The sequence below is a fragment of the Bradyrhizobium yuanmingense genome, from assembly GCF_900094575.1.
GTDB classification, from domain to species: Bacteria; Pseudomonadota; Alphaproteobacteria; order Rhizobiales; family Xanthobacteraceae; genus Bradyrhizobium; species Bradyrhizobium yuanmingense.
The window spans coordinates 40,693-62,130 of record NZ_FMAE01000007.1 but is presented as its reverse complement, the minus strand read 5'-3'; the positions used below and the strand labels follow the sequence as shown (position 1 = coordinate 62,130).

Genomic DNA, 21,438 nt, shown 5'->3' with positions numbered 1-21,438 from the left:
CAGAATGTCCGGATCACCTTTTGGTGCGACCGTACGGACGCGCGAATAGCCCTTCCGCTAGACGCCGAGAGCCTTGCGGTCCAACGTTCGCAGGAAACGCAGCGACAACGTTCGCACGTTCGCAACATTGAGCAGCCAGGCCGCGGCCGCATAGGCAAGGCCGCCGGCGAGGCTGACGATGACGAGCGAGGCGAGGCCGGTGCCGCCCGCTTGCGCGCGCGCAACAAGGATCGCGGCGGCCATCAATGCTGCGGAGGCGGCAACGCCGGCGAGGCGATTGAGCTCGAACGGGACCGGATGGGCCCGATGCATCAGGACGAGTGCGACCAGGAAGCCGATCGCCTCGGTTGCCAGCGTCGCCAGCGCCGCCCCGTAAAGGCCGTAGCCGCCGATCAGCGCGAACATCAGGATCACGCTGATCACCAGCGTGAGGAAGGATTGCGCCGCCAGCATGAACGGCCGCTCGGCGAGCTGGAAGCTGATCTGCACGTAGAACTGATTGGCGATGCCGAAAAGCCGCGCAAGCACCAGCGTCGGCAACAGGGCCGAGACGCCGGCGCGGAAGTCGATCCCGACGAGCGTTCCGGCCACCTGGTCCGCCGCAAGCGCAAGCCAGACCGCAACGGGCGCCACCACGACGAGCAGCAGCTCGAGGCTTTCAGTCAGCCGCTCCCGCGTCGTCTCGCCGTTGTTCTCGGACAACGACCGGAACACCAGCGGCACGGTCGCCGCGGCGACGCTGGAGGCGATCATCACCATGAACTGGCGCGGCAGATCGGCGGCAACGCCGAAGATGCCGGCAGCGTCCTTGCCGAGCAGATAAGCGACAATGAGGCGGTCGCAGGCCGAATAGACCGCCACGGACAATCCCGCCAGCGTCAGCGGCAGGCCGTAGCGCGCCAGCTGCATGAACTGGCTGCGCTGAAATCGCGCGATCCCGGTGCGGTCGCCGACGAGGTTCAGGATGATGCCGGCGAGCGACCCCAGGCCGAATGCGGCGAGCAGCCCCAATCCACCCCAGCCGAGCCAGATTCCGAGAAGACCGAAGCCGACGCTGGAGACGCTGCGCACGATCGAGATCGCCGCGAACCGGTAGGGGCGCAATTTAGCGCGCTCGAACTCCTGGCCGACATCGACCGCATTGGCCATGATCGCGACGAACATGCTGGCGAGCAGCAGCTCGACGCTGACATCGCTGCGGAACAGGACGACCAGCGGAGTGGTGGCGCAGAGCACCGCGGCCGTGAGCGCGAAGGCGACGATTGCCGTGCCACGAAAATCGACCTCCGCCGACATCGCCTGATAGCGCGACACCGACAGCTTGATCCAGGCGAAGAAGATCGCGCCCAGAATCCCGGCAAGGCTGATGCCGACGACATAGACGCCGTACTCCGCCGGGCTGAGGAGCCGCGTATAGGCCGTGACGGCGAAGAAGCCCACCGCCGCAGGCAGGATGTAGGCGACGAGATAGATCGAGAAATGGCGGTTCAGCATGCGAGCACGGGACCGTGGGCGGCCATCAGGATTAACGGATCGTTAAGACGATTGGGTGCGACAATCGGGGCTCGCCGCTGGCATTGCCAAGGATAGGTCAAGGACAAGTCAAGGATAGCCGGATAACCCTGCAAATCGGATCGCTAATGGAGCGAGCACGCGGTTATCGCGCGTTAGCGTTAAATTTGCCCTGTCCTTGAAGGAGCGGGCGCGATCACAGAAAAGAAGCAATGATAGCGAAACGTCGCCCGACTCCTCCGACGCACTGATGTAACTGATATGGACGTTGTCGAACGAACACGGGCGAGATCGACCTCCCTCCCGCGTCGAACCACCACTGCTCCCGCGGCTCCGGCGTATCCCGGCGCGAAGGGCCGCGACAGGATGGTCCTCAACCTCTTCTTCGAGGAACGAGACGACCGCTGGTTTCCCGGCGACCGTCACCTTCGGCCGCTGCTGCGCCGGTTGCTGCTGGGCAAGTCCTTCATCAGCGGACAGCGGCGCGTTCTGCTCAATCTGTGCGCAGGTCTCGATCGGCTTGGCATTCGCTACCGCGTCAACGATTATCGCTACATTCGGAAGCATCCGGAGGAACTGGCCTGCATCATCGGCCGGCCGTTCGTGCTCGACTGGTTCAAGTGGAAGAATCCACTGCTGCTTGGCGTCGCCATGTATGACCATCCAATCGACGCACCAGAAACTCTAGAGGATCTCGACGTGAGGCAGGTGCTGTTGCCGTGCGCCTGGTATGCCGACATGTTCCGTCCGCACTGGCCCCATGTCGGTGCCTGGCCCGTCGGCATCGAGACGGATCTGTGGGTCCCGGCGCCGGCCGCGCAGAAGAAGATCGACGTGCTGCTCTACGACAAGGTCCGCTGGGATTACGACCGGTATCAACCGGAGCTGATCGAGCCGATCCGAAAGTTTCTCGAAGCCAGCGGACGCACGGTCGAAACGATCCGCTACGGGCACTACAAGGAAGAGGATTACAAGACCGCGCTGGCGCGCTGCCGCAGCATGATCTTCCTCTGCGAGCACGAGAGCCAGGGCATCGCCTGCCAGCAAGCACTGTCGAGCGGCGTGCCCGTCTTCGCCTGGGATCGCGGCGGGCCCTGGCAGGATCCGAAATATTTCCCGGACAAGGTGCGATACGAGGGTAACGTGTCCTCGGTGCCCTATTTCGACGCGCGCTGCGGCATGACCTTCACTGATGCGGGCAGCTTCGCGGCGGGCTGGGGCCGTTTCTGGTCAGAGGTCGAGGCGGGAGGCTTCGCGCCGCGCGATTATGTGCTGGACCACCTGACGCTCGAGAAGGGCGCGCTTCACTATTACGAAATCGCGGAAGCCGCGATGCAGCGGCACGCGTGACCGGGCTCGACCGACGCGAATTCCTGCTCGGCAGTGTCGCAACGCTCGCGGCGGGCGCATCGGCGTCCGCGGTGCCGGCCTCGAAACGCGTCCAACGCCGCCCGGGCTACGGCGCAGCCGCCACGCTCTGGGACCTGCAAGCCGATCCGCGGCTCGGCGAGGCCATCAGCACCTATTGCACGCAGGTGGTGCCGGTGCTCGAGCTGAAATGGCCGATGCTGCGGCCGGACGCCCATACGTTCACCTTCGAGCGCGCCGACGCGATCCTGGATTTCGCGCGCGACAACGATCTGACCATGCGCGGCCACGCACTCGCCTGGTATCACGACATTCCGGACTGGACCAAGCAGATCAAGGGCAGCAAGGGCGTCGAACGCGCCTATCTCGACCACATCGGCACCGTCGTTTCCTACTACAAGGACAAGCTGACGTCGTGGGACGTCGTCAACGAGCCGATCCCGGACAATCCGCGCAGCCCGAAGGACCGGCGCGACACCTTCTGGACGCAACATCTCGGCGATCGCTGGATTCCGCTGGCGTTCCGCACGGCGGCCGCGGCCGACCCCTTCGTCAAGCTCGCGATCAACGAATATGACATCGAGTCGGCGAAGGACTCGTTCATCGCCAAGCGGGCGGCCTATCGCACCCTCATCATGGACCTGCTCGATCAGGGCGTTCCGCTCCACGCCGTCGGGCTGCAGGCGCATCTTCACGCCGAGCTTGAGATCGACACGCACGGGCTCGCCGAATTCGTCACCGAGCTGCGTTCCTGGGGGCTCGAGGTTCTCATCACCGAGCTCGACGTCGACGACCAGAAGCTGGCGGGAAGTCCTGCGGAGCGCGACGCCGTGGTCGCCAAGCGCGTCGACGACTTGCTGACGGCCGTTGCCGCGAGCGGCCCGGTGCGGTCGATCCTGACCTGGGGCATCTCGGACCGCTACAGCTGGATCAACGGCACCTTCGCCCGCAAGGACAAGCAGCCGAACCGTCCGCTGCCGCTCGACGGCGAGTTCAAGCCGAAGCCGTTCATGGACGTCATCAGCAAGTTCACGAAGGACGGCTAAAGCGCGATGCGATTAGGATGAATCGTCATCGCGCTTTAGATTATTGTTCGAGCATGATCTTTTCGGAAAACCGCTATGCACTTTTCCGGATCATGCTTTAGAAATCAGCGTGTCTTCGGCGTTTCGAACGCGGCCACATCGCCGATATGATCGGGGGCCAGGCTCGGCGCGCGCCGCTCGCGCGAGGACAGGCGGAACACGTCGCGGATGTCGGCGATCGACGTCGACGAATAGGACTGAATGCAAAGCGCGACCTGCTCGGGCGAGGCCGTGCGCATCATCGCTTCGATGGCCGGGCGGTCGAGCGGCGTGTCGTCCCAGTGCGAGACCGCGATGCTGTCTTCGGTGAGCCGATGTCGCGCCAGGTGTTCCGGCGCATTGGCGACGAAGTTTCCGTAAAGCAGATACTCCGAAAACTTCTTCTTCCGGCACAGCGCCAGCGCCCAGCTCAGGCCGGTCGCCGACTTGATCGCGTCCGTCATCGCACGCGCCGTGTCCCTGTCCCAGACCAGCGCGTTGCCGACATAATCGTCCGCCGGGAACGCGCGCTCCTTGATGCCGAGAAGCTGGTCGACGGTGCGCAGCCACAGGCCGTGCAACGGGTGGTCGGCGGCGATCGCTTTGCGCGTGACGAACAGCGGCGTCGTCTCAGCGCCGGCATATCGGCTGACGTCGAACTCGCGGAAGAACAGATTGTCCGAATCTAGGATGCAGACACGCTGCTCGGGCGCGTTGAGGACGCCGGCGATCTTCAGGATCTGCTGGATGTGCCAGCCGTGCACCGGCGAGGACAGCAGCGACAGCCAGACGCGCCGGCTGCCGAACTGGAGCGCCGGCGGCAGCGCGAACAGCCACTTCGGCAGATAGCGCGAGGCCGGAACGATGACCCGCTTGTCGGACGCGAAGCGCGCGAACAGCGGCACGTCCTCATCGTTAACGAGTACATAATGGCGCGTGTATCCCGACAGCCAGGTGTCGATGCTCTCGCTAAGCAGCGAAAAGCGTTCGATATCCTTGGCGTAGCTGGCAGTCAGCAGGGCAACGGAATGCATGGAGCACGCTCAAATGGCCATCAGACCCGCACTGATAGCGGCAATGCGAGATGCCGGAAACTCACGATCGAAATCAAGGTAAAGCGAAACGAAGTGTTAGCCATCCGACGGCAGCCCCTGCTCCAGCCCGCGAAAGCGGAGCGGCGCCAGGGCTGAGGCGCGCTGCCACCAGTCGGCGACGCGGTCGTCGAGGGCGGTCACGCCGCGGCCCCGGCCGGGAAAGATCCGGATCTGCTGGATCGCCTCTGCCTCGAAACCCCTGGCCCTCCGCGTGATCTTGAGGGCGGCGCCTTCGCGGTCGCGCTGCGTCAGCGGCACCAGAAGACGGCCGCGCGGACGGAGCGACCGCAGCCAGAGCGGGTGCGGATGCGGGAAGCCGGCATGCACGATGATCACGTCGGCGGGCTCGCCCACGTCCTTGCACCCATCGCCGTGGACGACCGTGACGTTGCCATAGCCGCGCAAGTAGTTCGCCGCTCGGGTCGCGAGCCGATCGTCGCATTCGATCGCATGGACGCGGCCCTTCTCGCCGACCATGATCGACAGCACCGCGGAGAAATAGCCGAGGCCGCAGCCGATCTGCACCACACGGTCCGCCCGCTTGACGTCGAGAGTGTCGATCAAATGCGCCCACAGGCTCGGCAGGCCGGTGTCGAGCTTGCGGCGTGCATCGATGGCGACCAGCACGTTGTCGTAGAGATGAACGGGATCGGCGTCGGGCGTCGGGCGGTAGCTGCGCGCTGCCTCGCCTTTGATGCGCCAAGGCCCCCTTGGCAGAAATTTCTCGCGCGGAACGGCGGCGAGCGCGGCGAGCAGACGCTTCGAGGCAATCCGCTCGCGCCTGGCGATCAACTCCACGTAGCGCGCCCGCGCGGCGGCAAGATCGCTCATGTCACAGACCGGCCTGCTCGCGCACCGGCGCGTCCATGCCGAGCTCGTCGACGAGCTGCAACGCCTGCTTCAGGTCCGGCGTGTAAAAGCCCTCGCTGAATTTGCCGACGATCGGCATGAGCAGGAGTCTTGCGTGCTCGCGCTTGCCGGCTTGATGCGACAGGCGCGCGAGGCAGACGGCGGTGCGAAGCTCCCAGGACAGCGCTCCCTGCTTGCGTGCGGTCTCCAGCGAAAGGCCGAACAGGTCCTCCGCCTCCTGTACCGACGCCGGGTCGCCACCCGCCAGCGTGATCTCGCCTTGCATGCGATAGACCTCGGCGAGATAGAAGTGATCGCCGGTCCGCCTTGCGGTCGCAAGCGCACCATCCAGCGCGCGCAAGGCGGCGTCGCGCATCCCGACCTTGGCGTACGTTTCCGCGAGCAGACAGCGGAACCAGCAGCCGGCGAGCCAGGAATCCATCGCCTCGTACTCGTCGAGGCCGAAGCGCATCTGGCCGAGGCCTTCGTCGGCTTCGCCGAGCTGAGCCAGCGCCCAGCCGCGCAGGATCGCCGCCTGCTGCTTCCAGTGCAGGAAATTGTGCTCGGTGGCAATGATCATGGCGCGATTGGCGTAGTCGCGCGTGCCTTCGACGTCGCGCAAATGCTGGCGGAGATAGGCGCCGAACACCAGCGCGAAGGCGAGCGTGAAAGGGTGGCGGATCTTCTCGGCGTTCGCGATCGCCTGCTCGCTGTGCTGGCGCGCCGCGTCGGGCCGACCGAGGAACCACAGGAGGTAACCGAGATAGGACAGCGAAACGACACCGGGATCGATGCCGTGCCGTTCCATCAGGTCGGAGTGCAGATCGGGGCTGAACAGGTTGATGCAGCGGTGCAAATGGTGCTGCGAGGCTGCGAAGCGGCCGCGATAGAGCATGGTCATCGCGATCGCGCGGTGCGCCTCGATCAGATAGCCGGTCTGCTGCGCCGGCTGCGTCCGCTCGTTCAGCCGCTCGCGCTTGGCAAACTTCAACAGCTCGACGCTGAGATCGTGCGCGCGGGTGAGATCGGCGCGGATGAAATGGCACACCCAGAGCCCGCGCGTCGCAGCGAAGACCTTTTCGTCGTCATCGAGCTGACGGCCGAGCTCCAGCGCGCGGATGTAGTTCTCCTCGACCTCCTGCACCGCGTAGCCCTTGGCGGCGATCAGCGCGTTGCCGAGCGCGATGCGCAGCTTGAGCTCCATCTCGTCGGCGCCCTGCATGCGCGCATTGGCCTGCACGACGTTAAGGCCGCGGCGCAGGTGGCCGATCGCCTCCAGATTGGCCCCGGTCTTGGCCGCCTGCTTGCCGGCCTTGAGCCAGAAGCTGGCGGCGCCCTCGCTCTGGCCGGATTCGGTCAAATGATGGGCGAGCAGCTCCGGTTCGCGCTCGGTCCTCTCCGGATACATCTCGGCGAGCACCTGGGCGATCCGCGCATGCAGCTTGCGCCGCTCGCTGTGCAACAGGCTCGCATGCGCGGCGTTCTGGATCATCACGTGCTTGAAGGAGTACAGCGCATCCGGCGGATGGCCGCGGCGCATGATCAGCCCGGCCTCCTGCAGATGACTGAGCGCCGCCTCGATCTGCTCGGCCGGCGTATTGGCGACGGCATGCAGCGTCTCGTAGGAGAACTCGCGGCCGATCGTGGCGCCGATCTGCGCGATGCGCTTGAAGGGTCCCATCCGATCGAGCCGCGCCATCAGCGAGTCGGTCAGGGTGGCCGGGATTGCGAGCTGCCGCCACGGCCCCGACAGCACGTAGCGCCCGTGCCGCTCGGTCAGCAGATTGGATTCCAGAACCGTCTTGGTCAGCTCTTCCAGGAACAGCGGCACGCCGTCGGTCTTGACGATGATCTCCTCGACAACCTCCTTGGGCAGCTCGCGTCCCGCGACGCGCTCGACCAGCGTCGTGCGCAACTGCCGGCTCAAGCGGTTCAGGACCAGGGTGGTGATGTGCGAATGCGCGTTCCAGCTCGCCTGGAATTCCGAGCGCGCGGTGATGATCGCCAGGATCGGCTGGTTCTGCACCCGATCGACCAGGAGGTCGACCACCTCGCGGGAGGTCGGGTCGATCCAATGCAAATCCTCGAACGCGATCACCAGCGGCATCTCGCGCGCAAGGCCGAGGAAATGGTTGACCAGCGCCACGACCGTCGCATCCTTCTGCTGCTGCGGCGACAGCTCGAGCGGCGGATAGCGGTCCCCGGTCGGTATCGACAGCAGCGCGGCAAACAGCGGGGTGACCTGCTCAATGTCGCCATCGGCGGCGGCGATCGCGTTCTCCAGGCTCGCCAGCGACAGCGCGGACGAATCCTCGCGATCGAGACCGAGGGAGAATTTGAGCTGCTCGACGAACGGATGGAACGCGGTGGAGGTGTAATAGGGCGAGCACTGCAGCGAGACCTGTCCATGGCGGTCGCCCGATATCCGCTCGAAGATCTCCTGGATGATGCGCGACTTGCCGATTCCGGGCTCGCCGAACTTGACCACGACCTGGCCGTCGCCGTCCTTGGCCTGCTGCCAGCGCCCCATCAACAGCGCGATCTCCTCCTCGCGGTTGACGAGCGGCGTCAGGCGCGTACCCATCGCCGCAGCGAAACGGGTCTCCAACCGCGAGGCGCGCACCACGTGCCAGGCCTGGGCCTTCTCGGAGATCCCCTTCAAGTCGTGGACTCCGAGATTGCGGTAGTCGAACTTCCCCTTCAGCAGCGCCTGCGTCGAGGCCGAGATCACCACGCCGTTGGGCGGCGCTAGGCCTTGCAGGCGCGCCGCGAGATTGACGGTTTCCCCGACCGCGGAGTCGCGTTCTTCGGTGCCCTGCCCGACGAGGTCGCCGACCACAACGAGGCCGGTCGCGATCCCGATGCGGACGGCGGGTGAATGGCTGAGCGCACCACGCGGCTCGACCGCGCGTGCCGTCGACAGCACCCGCACGATCTCGAGCCCGGCGCGCACCGCGCGCTCGGCATCGTCCTCATGTGCGGTCGGATAGCCGAAATAGACCAGGATACCGTCGCCGACGAAACGGGCGGCAAAGCCCTCGTATTGCTTGACCACCCGGACGCAGGTCTCGCGAAAATCCGCGATCATGTCGCGGACGTCCTCCGGATCGAACTGCGCGGACAGCGAGGTGGAATCCACCATGTCGCAGAACATCGTGGTGAGCTGGCGCCGTTCGGCTCCGACCTCCGCCCGGATTTGCGGACGCGGCGCCTCCGCCGGCGCCTCCGTGGTTTCCGCTTGAAACAGCGCCGCCATCGCCCGCTGCAGCCGCTTGCGATCGCCGAGCGGCAATCCGAGCTCGACCAGATCGGCTTCGGTGAGATCCGCGATGACGTCGAGATCGAGGCGGTGCTGCGCGAAAAGATCGGTGTAGTGCCCGAGGCCGATGCTTTCGAGCCAGTGATTCAGCCCACCTTCCAAACTCGTGCTCGGCTCGTTCTCCAGCATCGTGATTCTGCCCGACCCTTACTCCGTCGAAGGGCTCGAGGGCCCCTCAACCACAGATTTTGGGGTCCAAACTTCACCTCGGACTGGACGCATTCCCCAACTTCTTGGAAGAATAACTTAATCGGTCCAAAAGGGAATGGCGTTGTCGGACATTGCATCCGGAGCGGACGAAGCATCAGCCGGCACCACGGCCGAAACGAAGGTGTTCGCGCATATCAGCGGCCTTCTCGAATTCTACGCCCGCAGGACGCCGGCGGCGCCCGCACTCCTCGCTCCCGGCCGGCCGGCGCTCAGCTATGACGCGCTGGCCGAGTCGATCCGGCAACTGGTGCGTGCCTTGCGTGAACTCGGCATCCGTCCCGCAGACCGCATCGCGGTGGCGCTGCCGCGCGGCGCCGATACTGCCCTGGCGCTGCTAGCAGTCGCATCAGGCTGCGCCTGCGTCCCCGTCAACCCCGATCTGACGGCGGACGAGCTGCAACGCTATTTCAGCGAACTGAAGCTGACCGCGCTCGTGACCCGGGCCGACATGAACTCGGCGAGCCGTGACGCCGCCAGGATGCTCGACATCGCATTGATCGATTTCGTGGCGGGGCCTACCCACGATCTCGGCGGCTGCGCGTTCATTGCTCCGGCGATCGGGCCGGCCAATGCCGCCGGCGCTTCGCGCGGCGACGACGATGCGTTCATCCTGCTGACGTCAGGCACGGCGGCGCGACCGAAAATGGTGCCGCTGACCCATCGCAATGTCTGCCTGTCCGCTTACAATGCCGGCCATGTGCTGTCGCTCACGATGCATGATCGCCTGCTCAACGTCCTGCCGCTGTTTCATGCCCATGGCTTGATCTCCGGCCTGCTCACGGCGCTGGCCGCGGGCTCCAGCGTGATCTGCACCGACGGTTTCGACGCAGCGTCGTTCTTCGGCTGGATGCGGGAGCTGCAACCGACCTGGTACACGGCGGTGCCGACCATTCATCGCGCATTGCTGACGGCGGCGGAAGTAAACCCCGACCGCGCCCGACCATCGTCGCTGCGCGTGATCCGGTCGGCTTCGGCCTCGCTCGCGCCGACGATTCTCGCCGGGCTGGAGACAACGTTCGGCGTTCCCGTGCTCGAAACTTACGGCATGACCGAGGCGGCCTCGCAGATTGCGGCCAATCGGTTCGAGCTGCGCAAGGTCGCGTCGGTCGGTCGCGCCGCCGGCCCGGAGATCGCGATCATGGACGAGACCGGCCGCACGCTCGCAAGCGGGGCGCACGGCGAGATCGTGCTGCGCGGGCCGAACATGAGCCGCGGCTATTATAATGACGAGCCGGCGACGCGGGCCGCATTCCGCAACGGCTGGTTCAGGACCGGCGACCTCGGCTATCTCGATGACGACGGCTATCTCTTCATCGTCGGCCGCATCAAGGACGTCATCAACCGCGGCGGGCAGAAGATATCGCCGCTGGAGGTGGAAGACGTCCTGCTCAGCCATCCGGCGGTGCTGGAAGCCGGCGTGTTCGCGGTCCCGCACCAGAAGCTCGGCGAGAACGTCGCGGCCGTCGTGGTGCTGCGGCCGAATGCCGAGGCGACCCCGGACCAGTTGCGCCAATTCGCACGAAAACGGCTTGCGGCCTACAAGATACCGAGCGTGATCCGCAGCGTCGCGGCGCTGCCGAAGGGCGCCAGCGGCAAGGTCAAGCGCAACGCCCTCGCCGGGCTGATTGCAACGGTCGACGCGGACGACGAGACCCGGCTGCCGCGCAATGCGGTCGAGAGCCAGCTCGCCGAGATCTGGGCCGGCCTGTTGGAGCTGCCGCAGGTCGGCGCCGACCAGGACGTCTTCGCGCTCGGCGCGGATTCGCTCGCGGTGACACAGATGCGCTCGCGCCTGCGCGACCGCTTCAATGTCGACTTCTCGTTCGAGGATATCTTCGATTGCCCGACGGTCGCAGCGCTTGCGGCCCGGATCGAGACCGCCGCAAGCCGGCGCGAGACGGCGCTGCCGGGCTGGCGCCGGCTTGCAGGCACGGACGCACCGCTGTCGTTCCAGCAGCAGCGGATGTACGTGCTCTCGCGACTGGACCCGACGCGGTACAATTATAACGTCGTCGAGATCGCCGTCCTCAAGGGCCCGGTCGACGCCGCCGCGCTGTCTGCGAGCCTCGCTGCGATCTCAACGCGCCATGAGGCGCTGCGCTCGGTGTTCGTCGAGCGCCAGGGCGAGCCGATGCAACTCGTGCTGTCATCGACGCCGCGGCTGGAGCGCATCAAGCTCAAGCCATGCCCGGCGGGCAGGCGGCCTGCGGCAATCCGGCGCGAGGCGCTCAGGCTTGCGCAACGTCAGTTCGACCTGGCCCACGCGCCGCCCCTGAAGACGACACTGCTGTCGTTCGACAGGAACAACCATGCGCTGGTGGTCAACGTCCATCACCTCGCCACCGATGGCTGGTCGCAGCGGCTGTTCTGGCAGGAGCTCGCCGTCCATTATGCCGCGACACGCAAGAAGCATTCGGCCGCACTGCCGCCGCCCGCTTTCCAATATCGCGACTTCGCACTCTGGCAGCAAAGCTGGGCGCAGACGCCCGCGGCCAGGGAGCAGCTCGATTATTGGCGGACCCAGCTCGACGGGGTCACCATGCTGCCGCTGAGAACCGACAGGCCGAGACCTGAGATCTGGAGCGGACACGGCGCGCGTCACTACCTTGAATTCTCAAAGTCCCTCTCGTCCGAGCTGCGCGCGTTGAGCCAGAACCAGGGCGTCACGCCGTTCATGACGCTGCTCGCCGCTTTCCAGTGCCTGTTGTTCCGCCACACCTCGCATGAGGACGTCGCCACGGGATCGCTGATCGCCAACCGCAACCAGATCGAGAGCGAACGCCTGATCGGGCTGTTCGCCAATACCCTGGTCCTGCGCAACGATTTCAGCGGCGATCCGAGCTTCGGCGAGATGTTGCGGCGGGTGCGGCAGGTCACGCTGGACGCCTACCGCAACCAGGACCTTCCGATCGAGGAGGTGTTGCGCGCATTGCGGGTGGCGCGCCGCAGCGACGGCAATCCGCTGTTCCGGATCATGTTCATCCTCCAGAACGCCTCGATCGAGGCGGCGCGCTTTCCTGGCCTGTCGACCCGGCGGCTGGAAGTCGATCCCAGGGTGGCGCGGTTCGACATCACGCTCGAACTGGTCGAGGCCGATGGCCGCTTCACCGGCTTCTTCGAATACGCCACCGATCTGTTCGAGGCCGCGACGATCGAAGCCATGGCGGCCCAGTTCAAGGCGCTGCTCAAGGCCGTCATCGCCAATCCGGAACAGCGCATCTCGCGCCTGCCGCTCCTGACCGAGGCCGAACGTCGGCAAGCGCTGGCAAAAGGCCGGGGCATGCCGGCCAATTTCACCACACGCGGCAACTTGAGCGAACGCTTCGAGCGCCAGGCGAGGAAGACGCCGAACGCAGTCGCGGTCTCGGACGGTCGCACGTCCCTGACCTATCGCGAGCTGGCGCGTCGCACTGGGGCGGCCGCGCGCTGGCTTGCCCGTGAGGGCGTCGGCGCCGAGAGCGTGGTTGCCCTGCTCGCGGAGCGCGGGCCCGACCTGCTCGCCGCGATGATCGCGGTGCAGCGCGTCGGCGCGGCCTTCCTCAATCTCGATCCCGACCAGCCGACGGCAAGGCTCTCGACCATCCTCGGATCGAGCTGTGCCCGCGTGCTGCTGACCGGGCGGGCTCAGTCTGCCATGGTCGAGGCCCTGCTCGAACCGCTGGTCGAGCGCATCCCGGTGGCCGAGCTCGACGACGCTCTTGCATCCGGGTCGACAAAGCCGGCCCGCGCCGCACGCCGCGCCGCCTCGAGCCTTGCCTATCTCGTCTATACGTCCGGCTCCTCCGGCGCGCCGAAGGGCGTCATGATCGAGCAGCGCGGCCTGTCGAACCATCTGGCCTCGCTCATCTCCGAACTCGGCCTCTCGCCTAAGGACGTGATCGCGCAGATCGCGCCGCAGAGCTTCGTCATCTCGGTCTGGCAATTCCTCGCCGGTCCGATGGTCGGCGCGCGCGTCCATGTCTGCGGCAACGCGATCGTGCAGGACCCGATGCTGCTGGCGCGCGAGATCGAGCGCGAGGGCATCACGGTGCTCGAAATCGTGCCCTCGCTGCTGCGCCTCATTCTCGAATGTATGGACGAGGCGCCGATCCGGCGCGCCTTCGCGAAGCTGCGGCTGCTGATCTCGACCGGCGAGCCGTTGCCCGTCGAGCTCTGCCGGGCCTGGTTTGCCTGCTGCCCGAGGGTACCGCTGATCAATGCCTATGGCGCCTCGGAATGTTCGGACGACGCCTCCCTGCACCGCCTGACCAAAGCGCCGGCGATCGCGACGGCCAACGTTCCGGTCGGGGCGCCGCTGCCGAACACGCAGCTCTACGTACTCGACGCAAACCTCCAGCCGCAACCGATCGGCGTGACCGGCGAGCTCTGCATCGGCGGCGCCGGAATCGGCCGCGGCTATATCAACGATCCCGCGCAGAGCCGGCAGCGCTTTCTGCCCGATCCGTTCTCGCGCCAGGCCGGCAGCCGGCTCTACCGGACCGGCGATCTGGCCCGGCGCCGCGCCGACGGGACGCTCGAATGCCTCGGCCGCGCCGACCATCAGGTCAAGATCCGTGGCTATCGTATCGAGCTCAAGGAGATCGAGAACGCGCTGGCCGAGCATCCAAGCGTGCGCGCTGCCATCGTCGAACCGCGCCGCGAGGCGAGCGGCGACATCAGGCTGATCGCCCATGTCGTCGCCAAGCCCGGCAGCCGGAGCAGCGCCAGCGAGATGCGCGACTTCCTGAAGAGCCGCCTGCCCGTTCACGCCATCCCCGCCGCCTTCCTGTTCCTGGATCAGGTGCCGCTCAACGCCCATGGCAAGATCGACCGCTCGGCGCTGCTGGCGTCCGTCCCGCCGGAAACGTCCGGCGCGGATGCGGTCGTCCCGGCGCGGCACTTCACCGAAAAGGTGCTCTCCGACGTCTGGATCGACCTGCTGAACGTCGAACGCATCGGTGTTACCGACAATTTCTTCGACCTCGGCGGCCATTCGCTGCTGGCCGGCCAGGTGATGGCGCGCATCGCGCGGGCGCTCGGCGTGTCGCTGCCGATCAAGGCCCTCTTCGAGGCGCCGACGATCGAGGGGTTGGCGCGGCGGGTCGAACAGACCGTGGCCACGAAGCCGCACAAGCCTGCCGCAAGCCTGCCGCGATCGGCTGCGGGCGGGCCGCCGGCGCCTTCCATCGGACAGGACCAGATGCTGCACATCGAGCGGAATCTGCCGGGGCTGCCGCAGCTCAACCTGCCCTTCGCCTTCCGTCTGCAGGGCCCGCTCGATTCGGCCGCCCTGGCAAAGGCGATCGACGACGTGGTGCGCCGGCACGAATCGCTGCGCACCGCGTTCGCCTGGAACGGCGATGAGCCGGAAAGCCGCATCGCCGCGCCACGCACGCTCGGCCGAATCATGACGGTCGAGACGATCGGCGACGGTCATTCCCACAACAACAAGCGGCGCAAGGCGCTCGAGCTCAGGAAGATCGATCTCATGATCGAGCAGGAGGCCTATACCCCGATCGACACCACGCGCGCGCCGCTGTTGCGCGCCCGGCTGTTGCGGCTCCACGACGATGACCACGTGCTGCTGCTGACGTTGCATCACGCCGTCGTCGACGGCTGGTCGATCGGCGTGCTGTTCGAGGAATTGTCGAGCCGCTATGCCGCGCTGGCCGGATATCCGTCCGCGCCGCTGCCGAGCCCGCCGCCGGCCTTTTCGGACGTGGCACGCTGGCAGCGCTGGTGGTGCGGCACCGACGCGGCGCGCCGCCAGGCTTCCGACTGGATCCTGAATTTGCGCGGAGCGGGTCCCCTCTTCGACGGCGAATCGAGCCCGGGCGCCTCCACCGGGCATCATCCGGTCTGCCTCGAGCGCGAGCTGATCGCCCGGCTGACGGCGTTTGCCGGCCAGCACAATTGCACGCTGTTCATGTGCTTCCTCACCGGCCTGAAGGCCATGCTGCTGGCCCGGACGGGCCGCACCGACATCGCGGTCGCGACCGCGATGGCCAATCGTGCCCAGCCGGACACCGACCGGATCATCGGCCCGTTCGAGAACACGGTGATCGTCCGCACGACAATCACGCCGGACCTGTCTTTCGCGCAGGCTCTGCTGCGGGTGCGCCAGAGCGTGCTCGAGGCGCATGCGCGGCAGGAGCTGCCATTCAACGTCCTGGCCGATCGACTGGAGCAGGAGGGGATCGATCCGGCCTCGCTGCTCCAGGTCTATTTCACGCTGCAAAATCCGTTGCGCCGGCCGTTCGATCTCCCGGATCTCGCGACGGAATCGATCGGCAACGTCGCGCGCGAAGGCCAGCCGGTGCTGCCGATCGACCAGACCTGGCTGTCGCTGATGCTCAAGGAGCGACCGACCGGCATTACCGGCTCCTGCAATTACAAGCGCGATTTGCTCGAGGGCCGAGCGGTCGGCGAATGGATGGAGGACCTCGTCGCCCTGCTAACGGCGGCGATCGCCCAGCCCAACGCACCACTCGGCAGATTGCTCGCGCGCAGGGCCGCTTGATGCCGCGACATCGCGCCAGAATACGGGTTCACGCCCCAAAGCTGTGAATGATCAAGTTGCAGCTTGATTATTTGGCGTCGTCGCGCAAGATTATTCTCGGATTTTGATTTGGGATGATCATTTTCAACCGGGGGAGTGTTATGGGTTTCATCAAATTTACCAAGAAGACCTCGCTCAGCGCGGAGGACCGCAAGGCGCTGCAAGACCTGCTCAATTTCGAGAAGCAAAAACTCCAGCTCGCACTGAAGGATGTCGACGCCAGCCTTAAGGCTCTGCGCGGGTCCAAGAAGAAGAAGTCCAAGAAGAAGTAAACTCGTCGGTCGGGGACGACCGTACGAATCTTCGCAGAGCGGCCGCCTGCGTGTCGAGTTTGGGGGCTCGCACAAGCTTGCGCCTGTAAACCGGCCTGCAAATCGACAAGAATTCGCCCGGGTGGACCGCTAGGTACGGTCCTCTCGGCTGATTCTTGCGCAGTTGTTTCTTCCGTCGGGACCGAGGGATTTGCCCTCGCCCGACGCCATGGGCCCAATTGATGGCAGACGACAGAATCGAACTCTTTGTCGGACTGATCGAGAGCATTGACGTGCCGGGCGCGGCGGAGGCGTGCCGACGCCTGCTCTCGGTCGACGAGCGGGCCCGGGCCGATCGCTTCGTGTTCGAGCGGCATCGGCGGCAATACATCTTCGCGCATGCGATGTTGCGCCTGGCGCTGTCACAGGTCGCTTCCAACGTCGCGCCCACCGACTGGTCGTTTGGCGCGGGCCGCTATGGCCGGCCGTTCGTCGCAGCACCGGCCACCTCGACCGCGCTGCATTTCAGCCTGTCGCATGCCGACGGCTGCGTCGCCTGCGTGGTGTCGCGGCATGAGGCCGTCGGGGTCGACGTCGAAACCGTGTCGCGGCGCGTCGCGCCGCTGTCCACCGCGCTTCGCTTCTTTGCGCCGGAAGAGGTCGAAGCCTTGCGCGGACTGCCGGAGCCGGCGGCGATCGAGCGCTTCTTCGACTATTGGACGCTCAAGGAGGCCTATCTGAAAGCCAGGGGCTTCGGGCTGAATCTGCCGCTCGACGCCTTCGCCATGCAGGTGTCACGCGAGGCCATCGAGATCAGCTTCAAGCCCGACATCGTCGACGATCCGGACGCCTGGCGCTTCTCGCTGTGCTCGCCATCGCCCGCGCATCGCCTCGCGATCGCCGACGGCTCCCGCACCGACGGCGGCCTTCCCATCAGCCGCCATGCCTGGCCCCTCCGCGAAGCGGCGGAATGAGGCGGGCAAGCGGAGAGGCGAAGCGATCACCGCGCTTCTTCGAATCCTGCCAGCACAGAGGTCAGGTTGGCGCCGAGAATGTCCGAGAGATAGCCGCCTTCCTGCACGAGCACGGTCGGCAGGCCCAGCTTCGCGATGGCCTGGCCGATGCGGCGGAAGCCGGGTGTGGTGACGGCCAATCCCTTGAGCGGATCGTGCTCGGAGGCATCGAGGCCGAGTGCGATGACGAGGGCGCCGGGTGCAAAGGATTCGATCGCCTTGCGCGCGATGTCCAGCGCCTGGAGATAGCCGTCATCGCCGGTGCCGATGGGAAGCGGAATGTTGAGGTTGGTGCCGAGGCCGGGTCCTTCGCCGCGCTCATGGGCATAGCCCCATACGTACGGATAATACGCAACGGGGTCGGCATGGATCGAGATCGTGTAGACGTCGGGCCGGGCATAAAAGATGCCTTGCGTGCCATTGCCGTGATGGACATCGACGTCGAGGATCACGACGCGCTCATGCTTCTGCCGCAGATGCGCCGCCGCGATCGCGCTGTTGTTGAGGAAGCAGAAGCCGCCGGCCATGTCGCGATAGGCGTGATGGCCGGGCGGACGGCAGAGCGCGTAAGTTGCGTCCTCGCCATCCATCACCATCTGCGCTGCGGTCACCGCAACATCGGTGGCGGCGCAGGCCGCGGCCCACGTGCCCGGGCCGATCGGCGCTGCGGTGTCGGCGGTATGCCAGCCGAGCTTGCCGACGATGTGGGTCGGATAGGTCGCGGCATGGCGCACGGGATGGATATTGCCGATCATCTCCGGGCCGGAATCGCCGAGCGCCGTCCAGGCGTCCCAGGCTTCGCTGAGGAACGACAGGTATTCCGGACTGTGAACGCGTGCGCGCGGACCGGGCCCGAACTTGGTTGGCTCGACCAGTTGATGCCTCCCGTCCTTCAATCCCCTGAGCAGGCGATCGGCGCGCTCGGGCTGCTCTGTGGTGCGCTTGACGACACCACGCACCAAGAAGAATTGCGGGTCGTGGCTGCGGTGCAGCTCGGTATGGACGGCTTTCACTCAAACACTCCGTGGTCGCCTGCTACTGGACGTGCCGCAGAGTCTTGATCGCCACGGCCGCCGGATGCAAGCAAGAAGAATGCCGTCCATCGTCGCGCTGCCCTGCGCGGAAAGCAGAGCGCTTGCGAAGCTCAGCAACCCCCACGCTGGAGGCAGTGCTCGCGGCCCTGCTGGTCGGTGCGGAAGGACTCGATGAAGCCACCCTGGCGCTGGGTGACGAAGACGGTCTTGCCGTCGCTGCCGCCGAAGGCAATGTTGGTCGGCTCCTTGGCCTTCAGCGGGATCTCGCGCTCGACAGCGCCGGTCGGCTTCATCAGCGCGATCGTGCCCTTGAGAATGCGCGCGACGTAGAGGCGGCCGGCAACGTCGGTGCGCAGGCCGTCGATGGTGTCGGGCTGAAACGCCTTGACGAGTTTTGCAGCCGTCAGCTCGTTGCCGCTGATCGCATAGGACCAGATCTGGCCGCTGCTGGATTCGCCGACATAGAGCGTCTTGCCGTCAGGGCTGAGGTCGATGCCGTTGGTTGTGCCCATGGCGCGCGGCGTCGACATCACCTGCCCCCGCACCGTACCGTCCGCTCCCCTGGCGATGCGCCAGATGTGGCCTTCGCGCCCCTTCCAGTTCGGATCGCTCGCATAGATCGTGCCGTCCGGCGCGATCGTGATGTCGTTGGGCTGGCTCATCTCGCTGGAGTGAAACCACACCGCGGGCTTGGTCGCACCCTTGGGGATGGCGAAGATGTTGTGCTTCTTGTAGTCGGCGATGAACATGGTGCCGCTGCGATCGAAACGGATCGCGTTGCCGACGCTGCCTTCGGGGAGCGTCGTGAACAGCTCCGAGGCGGCGCCACCAGCGGGCAATTTGCCGATGGTGCCGGGCTTGCCGAGATTGACGACGAACAGATTGCCGTCGAGATCGGCGGCCGGCCCTTCGATGCCGAAGGTGTATTCGCTGGCGGGCGTCACCTGTGCGCTTTCGAACAGTTTTGTTTCGGCAGCGGCCGGCAGCGTCGTGAGCAGGATGCTACTGCACAGGCACCAGAAGTTCCTGCCGGATGTAGTAGCCATCGCCGTCGGTGCACTCGCCGTTCAGATAGGGATCGGCTGGCCGGAAGAATCGGCTGAAGCCGGATCTGTCTACAGCGTTCCTTTGTGTCACCACGACGACCTTTCCGGCCGGTATTTCGCCGCATTCCTTGTTGGTCTTGCTTAAAAACTTCCGCTGCGGCGGGCCCGGCTTGATCCGCATCCGCGTGCCCGGAACCATTTTGGCGACGAGCAGGTCCGCGATACCGAGCAGGCGCGTGTAACCGGGTTCTAGCTTCGGCAGGCTCTCGCCGCCCGGCGGCATCAGCTTCTCGGCGCCAAGGCCGCGCAGGCGTGTGCGCAGCCTGCCGGCGTCGGGATCGCCAGGATAGATCCAGCCGTCCTGCGCCAGCATGAAGTGCAGGACTGCCCTGTCCTTCTCCGCATCCGATTGCCCCGCGTTCAGGCCGAAATCCGAATGGCAGCCGACGCAATGTTTCTCGACGAGGCCCTTGCGCAAGGTGGTGAGGCGAACGCTGTTCTGCGCGTCTCTGGCGACGAAGGCTGCGAGCTGGTCGATCATCGCCTGGCTGCGCGTATCGCAGGGGAGCGGCTGAGGTCGCTCGCCGGCCGCGCGATCGATCCGGATCACGGTCTTGTTCTTGTCCTCGACCAGCCAGATCGCGCCGTCCTCCGTCACCGTCATGCCGACCGGCGCACCTTGCGGCCGCGCACCGTTGACGCGGTGCCAGCCGGCGATCAGCTCTTCGAACGGCGCGGCGGCGACCTCGCCAGCATCGGTCCGGAAACTGCGGGTCGGCTCGGCCGCGCAACTGACGTGATAGCGCACCGGTGCCGCGCTGGGCTTTGGAAAGCCGTGATCGTCGACGTCATAGACCAGCAGCCGGCTCCCGGTCGGCCGATAGCCGTGCAAGCCGACCAGCAGCTTGCCTTCCAGCTCCGGGAATTTGGCGCCGTGGTAGTAGAGCATCGCGAGCGGCGCGCCGTGCGGCGGCAGCAGCGAGAGCGGCGCCTTGTAAAGCACATTGGCCGAGCAGAACGACTTGTATGCGCCCGATTGCAGCACGAGCCGGAATTCGGGGCTCGGCGTCGACAAATCGTAGCAATAGGGCCAGCCGTAGTGCCTGCCCTGCTCGATCGCATTGATCTCCTCGTTCGGCTTGAAGATGTCGGGCAGGTCGCGGGCGTTCTCGCCTTGCAGGAAGGCGTAGCCAGCGTCCGGAAACTTCGGGTGCAGCACCAGCGCCATCGAGTTGCGCAGGCCGCGCGCATAGACAATGTGCGGCGGGTCGGGATCGCCGGGTTTCAATGCCGGGAAGACGCCGCTTGAGGGCGGCGTGAACAGCCAGATCGAGGCCAGCGCGGACACGCCCTCGGCCGCCGCACAGGGTTTTGTGATCGGCGCAGGCGTGATGCAATCGTCGCTGTGCGAGCCGACATTGACGAACAGCCGGCCGTTCCGGTCGAACACGAACTGCTTGAACGGGTGCGCGCTCTCATCGGTCCTCGCGCCATCCGGCAGCGCGATCCGGCGGCCGGGCAGGTGGCGGATGATGGTCTCGACCGTACTGCGTGGATTATCCGCGAGCGGGTCGAACCGGAAGATCGTCTCCGCGGTCGAGGCATAAAGCTTTTTGTCCGGGCCGATGACGAGAGCGAACGGATATTCTATCCCCGTCAGCAGCTCCTTGAAGCGTTGCCCCTGCGGGGCACGCGGATCGAGCAGCAGCAGCCGCCCGTCGGTGTGGCCCCAGCCGCCCATATCGGCGACCACCAAAAGGTCGCGGCCGGGCACCTGGACGATCGAGCGCGGAAATTTGAGGCGGTCATCTTCGCTGGCGACGAGGCCGGCGCAAAATCCCGCCTTCATGTCGATCTGGATCCTGGGAAAGGCGAGATCGCCGCTGCCGCAGGCTCCCGTGCCGATCACATAGCCGCTCCTCCTGACCGGCTCGGACCAAGCCGGGCCTAAGCCGAGCAGCGCGGCGGTCCAAACCGCTGCAAGAACGACCGCTGCAAGCAAGCGCAGATTTGGCCGTTCGCGCGCGAATGTGAACTGGTTCACGGTGCCCCCGCCCTCCCGCGGACGTTGTTCCATGCCGCCGCGGCGCCGTCCAGTCATCACCCGCCTGTGATTAAACCTGTAAAGACCTTGGGCCCG

At 65.9% G+C, this 21,438-nt stretch carries 12 protein-coding genes; 5 read left to right on the top strand and 7 right to left on the bottom strand.

What is annotated here, in order from left to right:
* Positions 1 to 57: 57 nt before the first annotated feature.
* A complete protein-coding gene (locus GA0061099_RS24865; RefSeq protein WP_074448096.1) occupies positions 58 to 1,494 on the bottom strand; it encodes a lipopolysaccharide biosynthesis protein in 1,437 nt (478 codons plus the stop codon).
* Between the two features lie 279 nt (positions 1,495 to 1,773).
* Between GA0061099_RS24865 and GA0061099_RS24860 the strand changes: the two genes are divergently transcribed.
* Together GA0061099_RS24860 and GA0061099_RS24855 are read left to right on the top strand one after the other, a co-directional pair.
* Entirely contained in the window at positions 1,774 to 2,862 is a 1,089-nt protein-coding gene (locus GA0061099_RS24860) for a glycosyltransferase (protein WP_036026767.1), read from the top strand.
* Complete coding sequence (locus GA0061099_RS24855) at positions 2,859 to 3,926, top strand: endo-1,4-beta-xylanase (protein ID WP_036011740.1); 1,068 nt, start codon at positions 2,859 to 2,861, stop codon at positions 3,924 to 3,926. Before GA0061099_RS24860 ends, GA0061099_RS24855 begins: the two co-directional genes overlap by 4 nt.
* Before the next feature lie 104 nt (positions 3,927 to 4,030).
* Here the strand turns inward: GA0061099_RS24855 and GA0061099_RS24850 are convergent, their stop codons facing one another.
* The 3 genes from GA0061099_RS24850 to GA0061099_RS24840 form a co-directional block, all read right to left on the bottom strand.
* Positions 4,031 to 4,978 carry a DUF6492 family protein gene (locus tag GA0061099_RS24850; RefSeq protein ID WP_036026769.1) on the bottom strand — a complete coding sequence of 316 codons (948 nt, stop codon included), beginning with the start codon at positions 4,976 to 4,978 and terminating at the stop codon, positions 4,031 to 4,033.
* Positions 4,979 to 5,074: 96 nt separating this feature from the next.
* A complete protein-coding gene (locus tag GA0061099_RS24845; protein ID WP_036011751.1) occupies positions 5,075 to 5,869 on the bottom strand; it encodes a protein-L-isoaspartate O-methyltransferase family protein in 795 nt (264 codons plus the stop codon).
* A 1-nt stretch (position 5,870) separates the two neighbouring features.
* Complete coding sequence (locus tag GA0061099_RS24840) at positions 5,871 to 9,335, bottom strand: ATP-binding protein (protein ID WP_036026770.1); 3,465 nt, start codon at positions 9,333 to 9,335, stop codon at positions 5,871 to 5,873.
* Positions 9,336 to 9,471: 136 nt separating this feature from the next.
* Here GA0061099_RS24840 and GA0061099_RS24835 point away from each other — a divergent pair, with 136 nt between their 5' ends.
* The 3 genes from GA0061099_RS24835 (at position 9,472) to GA0061099_RS24830 (ending at position 17,179) form a co-directional block, all read left to right on the top strand.
* Positions 9,472 to 15,915, top strand: coding sequence for a non-ribosomal peptide synthetase (locus GA0061099_RS24835; RefSeq protein ID WP_074448095.1), 6,444 nt, complete (start codon positions 9,472 to 9,474; stop codon positions 15,913 to 15,915).
* A gap of 140 nt (positions 15,916 to 16,055) precedes the next feature.
* Entirely contained in the window at positions 16,056 to 16,226 is a 171-nt protein-coding gene (locus GA0061099_RS41355; RefSeq protein WP_167361674.1) for a hypothetical protein, read from the top strand.
* 221 nt (positions 16,227 to 16,447) lie between these two features.
* Positions 16,448 to 17,179, top strand: coding sequence for a 4'-phosphopantetheinyl transferase family protein (locus GA0061099_RS24830; RefSeq protein ID WP_036026777.1), 732 nt, complete (start codon positions 16,448 to 16,450; stop codon positions 17,177 to 17,179).
* A 26-nt stretch (positions 17,180 to 17,205) separates the two neighbouring features.
* On the opposite strand, the gene GA0061099_RS24825 is transcribed toward GA0061099_RS24830, so the two are convergent.
* From GA0061099_RS24825 to GA0061099_RS24815, 3 genes are all read right to left on the bottom strand, one after another.
* Positions 17,206 to 18,231 (bottom strand): histone deacetylase family protein, encoded by a 1,026-nt coding sequence (locus tag GA0061099_RS24825; protein ID WP_036026779.1) that lies wholly within the window; start codon positions 18,229 to 18,231, stop codon positions 17,206 to 17,208.
* A 131-nt stretch (positions 18,232 to 18,362) separates the two neighbouring features.
* Entirely contained in the window at positions 18,363 to 19,298 is a 936-nt protein-coding gene (locus tag GA0061099_RS24820; RefSeq protein ID WP_074448094.1) for an SMP-30/gluconolactonase/LRE family protein, read from the bottom strand.
* Positions 19,255 to 21,342, bottom strand: a complete 2,088-nt coding sequence (locus GA0061099_RS24815; RefSeq protein WP_036026808.1) for a PQQ-dependent sugar dehydrogenase — start codon at positions 21,340 to 21,342, stop codon at positions 19,255 to 19,257. The genes GA0061099_RS24820 and GA0061099_RS24815 overlap by 44 nt, the downstream gene beginning before the upstream one ends.
* Positions 21,343 to 21,438 lie beyond the last annotated feature (96 nt).

Excerpts from the sequence above, each read along its gene's own strand:
- GA0061099_RS24865 (WP_074448096.1), bottom strand. The coding sequence starts at position 1,494 with ATGCTGAACCGCCATTTCTCGATCTATCTCGTCGCCTACATCCTGCCT.
- GA0061099_RS24820 (WP_074448094.1), bottom strand. The coding sequence starts at position 19,298 with ATGGCTACTACATCCGGCAGGAACTTCTGGTGCCTGTGCAGTAGCATC.
- GA0061099_RS24840 (WP_036026770.1), bottom strand. The coding sequence starts at position 9,335 with ATGCTGGAGAACGAGCCGAGCACGAGTTTGGAAGGTGGGCTGAATCAC.
- GA0061099_RS24850 (WP_036026769.1), bottom strand. The coding sequence starts at position 4,978 with ATGCATTCCGTTGCCCTGCTGACTGCCAGCTACGCCAAGGATATCGAA.
- GA0061099_RS24830 (WP_036026777.1), top strand. The coding sequence starts at position 16,448 with ATGGCAGACGACAGAATCGAACTCTTTGTCGGACTGATCGAGAGCATT.
- GA0061099_RS24835 (WP_074448095.1), top strand. The coding sequence starts at position 9,472 with ATGGCGTTGTCGGACATTGCATCCGGAGCGGACGAAGCATCAGCCGGC.
- GA0061099_RS24845 (WP_036011751.1), bottom strand. The coding sequence starts at position 5,869 with ATGAGCGATCTTGCCGCCGCGCGGGCGCGCTACGTGGAGTTGATCGCC.
- GA0061099_RS41355 (WP_167361674.1), top strand. The coding sequence starts at position 16,056 with ATGGGTTTCATCAAATTTACCAAGAAGACCTCGCTCAGCGCGGAGGAC.
- GA0061099_RS24860 (WP_036026767.1), top strand. The coding sequence starts at position 1,774 with ATGGACGTTGTCGAACGAACACGGGCGAGATCGACCTCCCTCCCGCGT.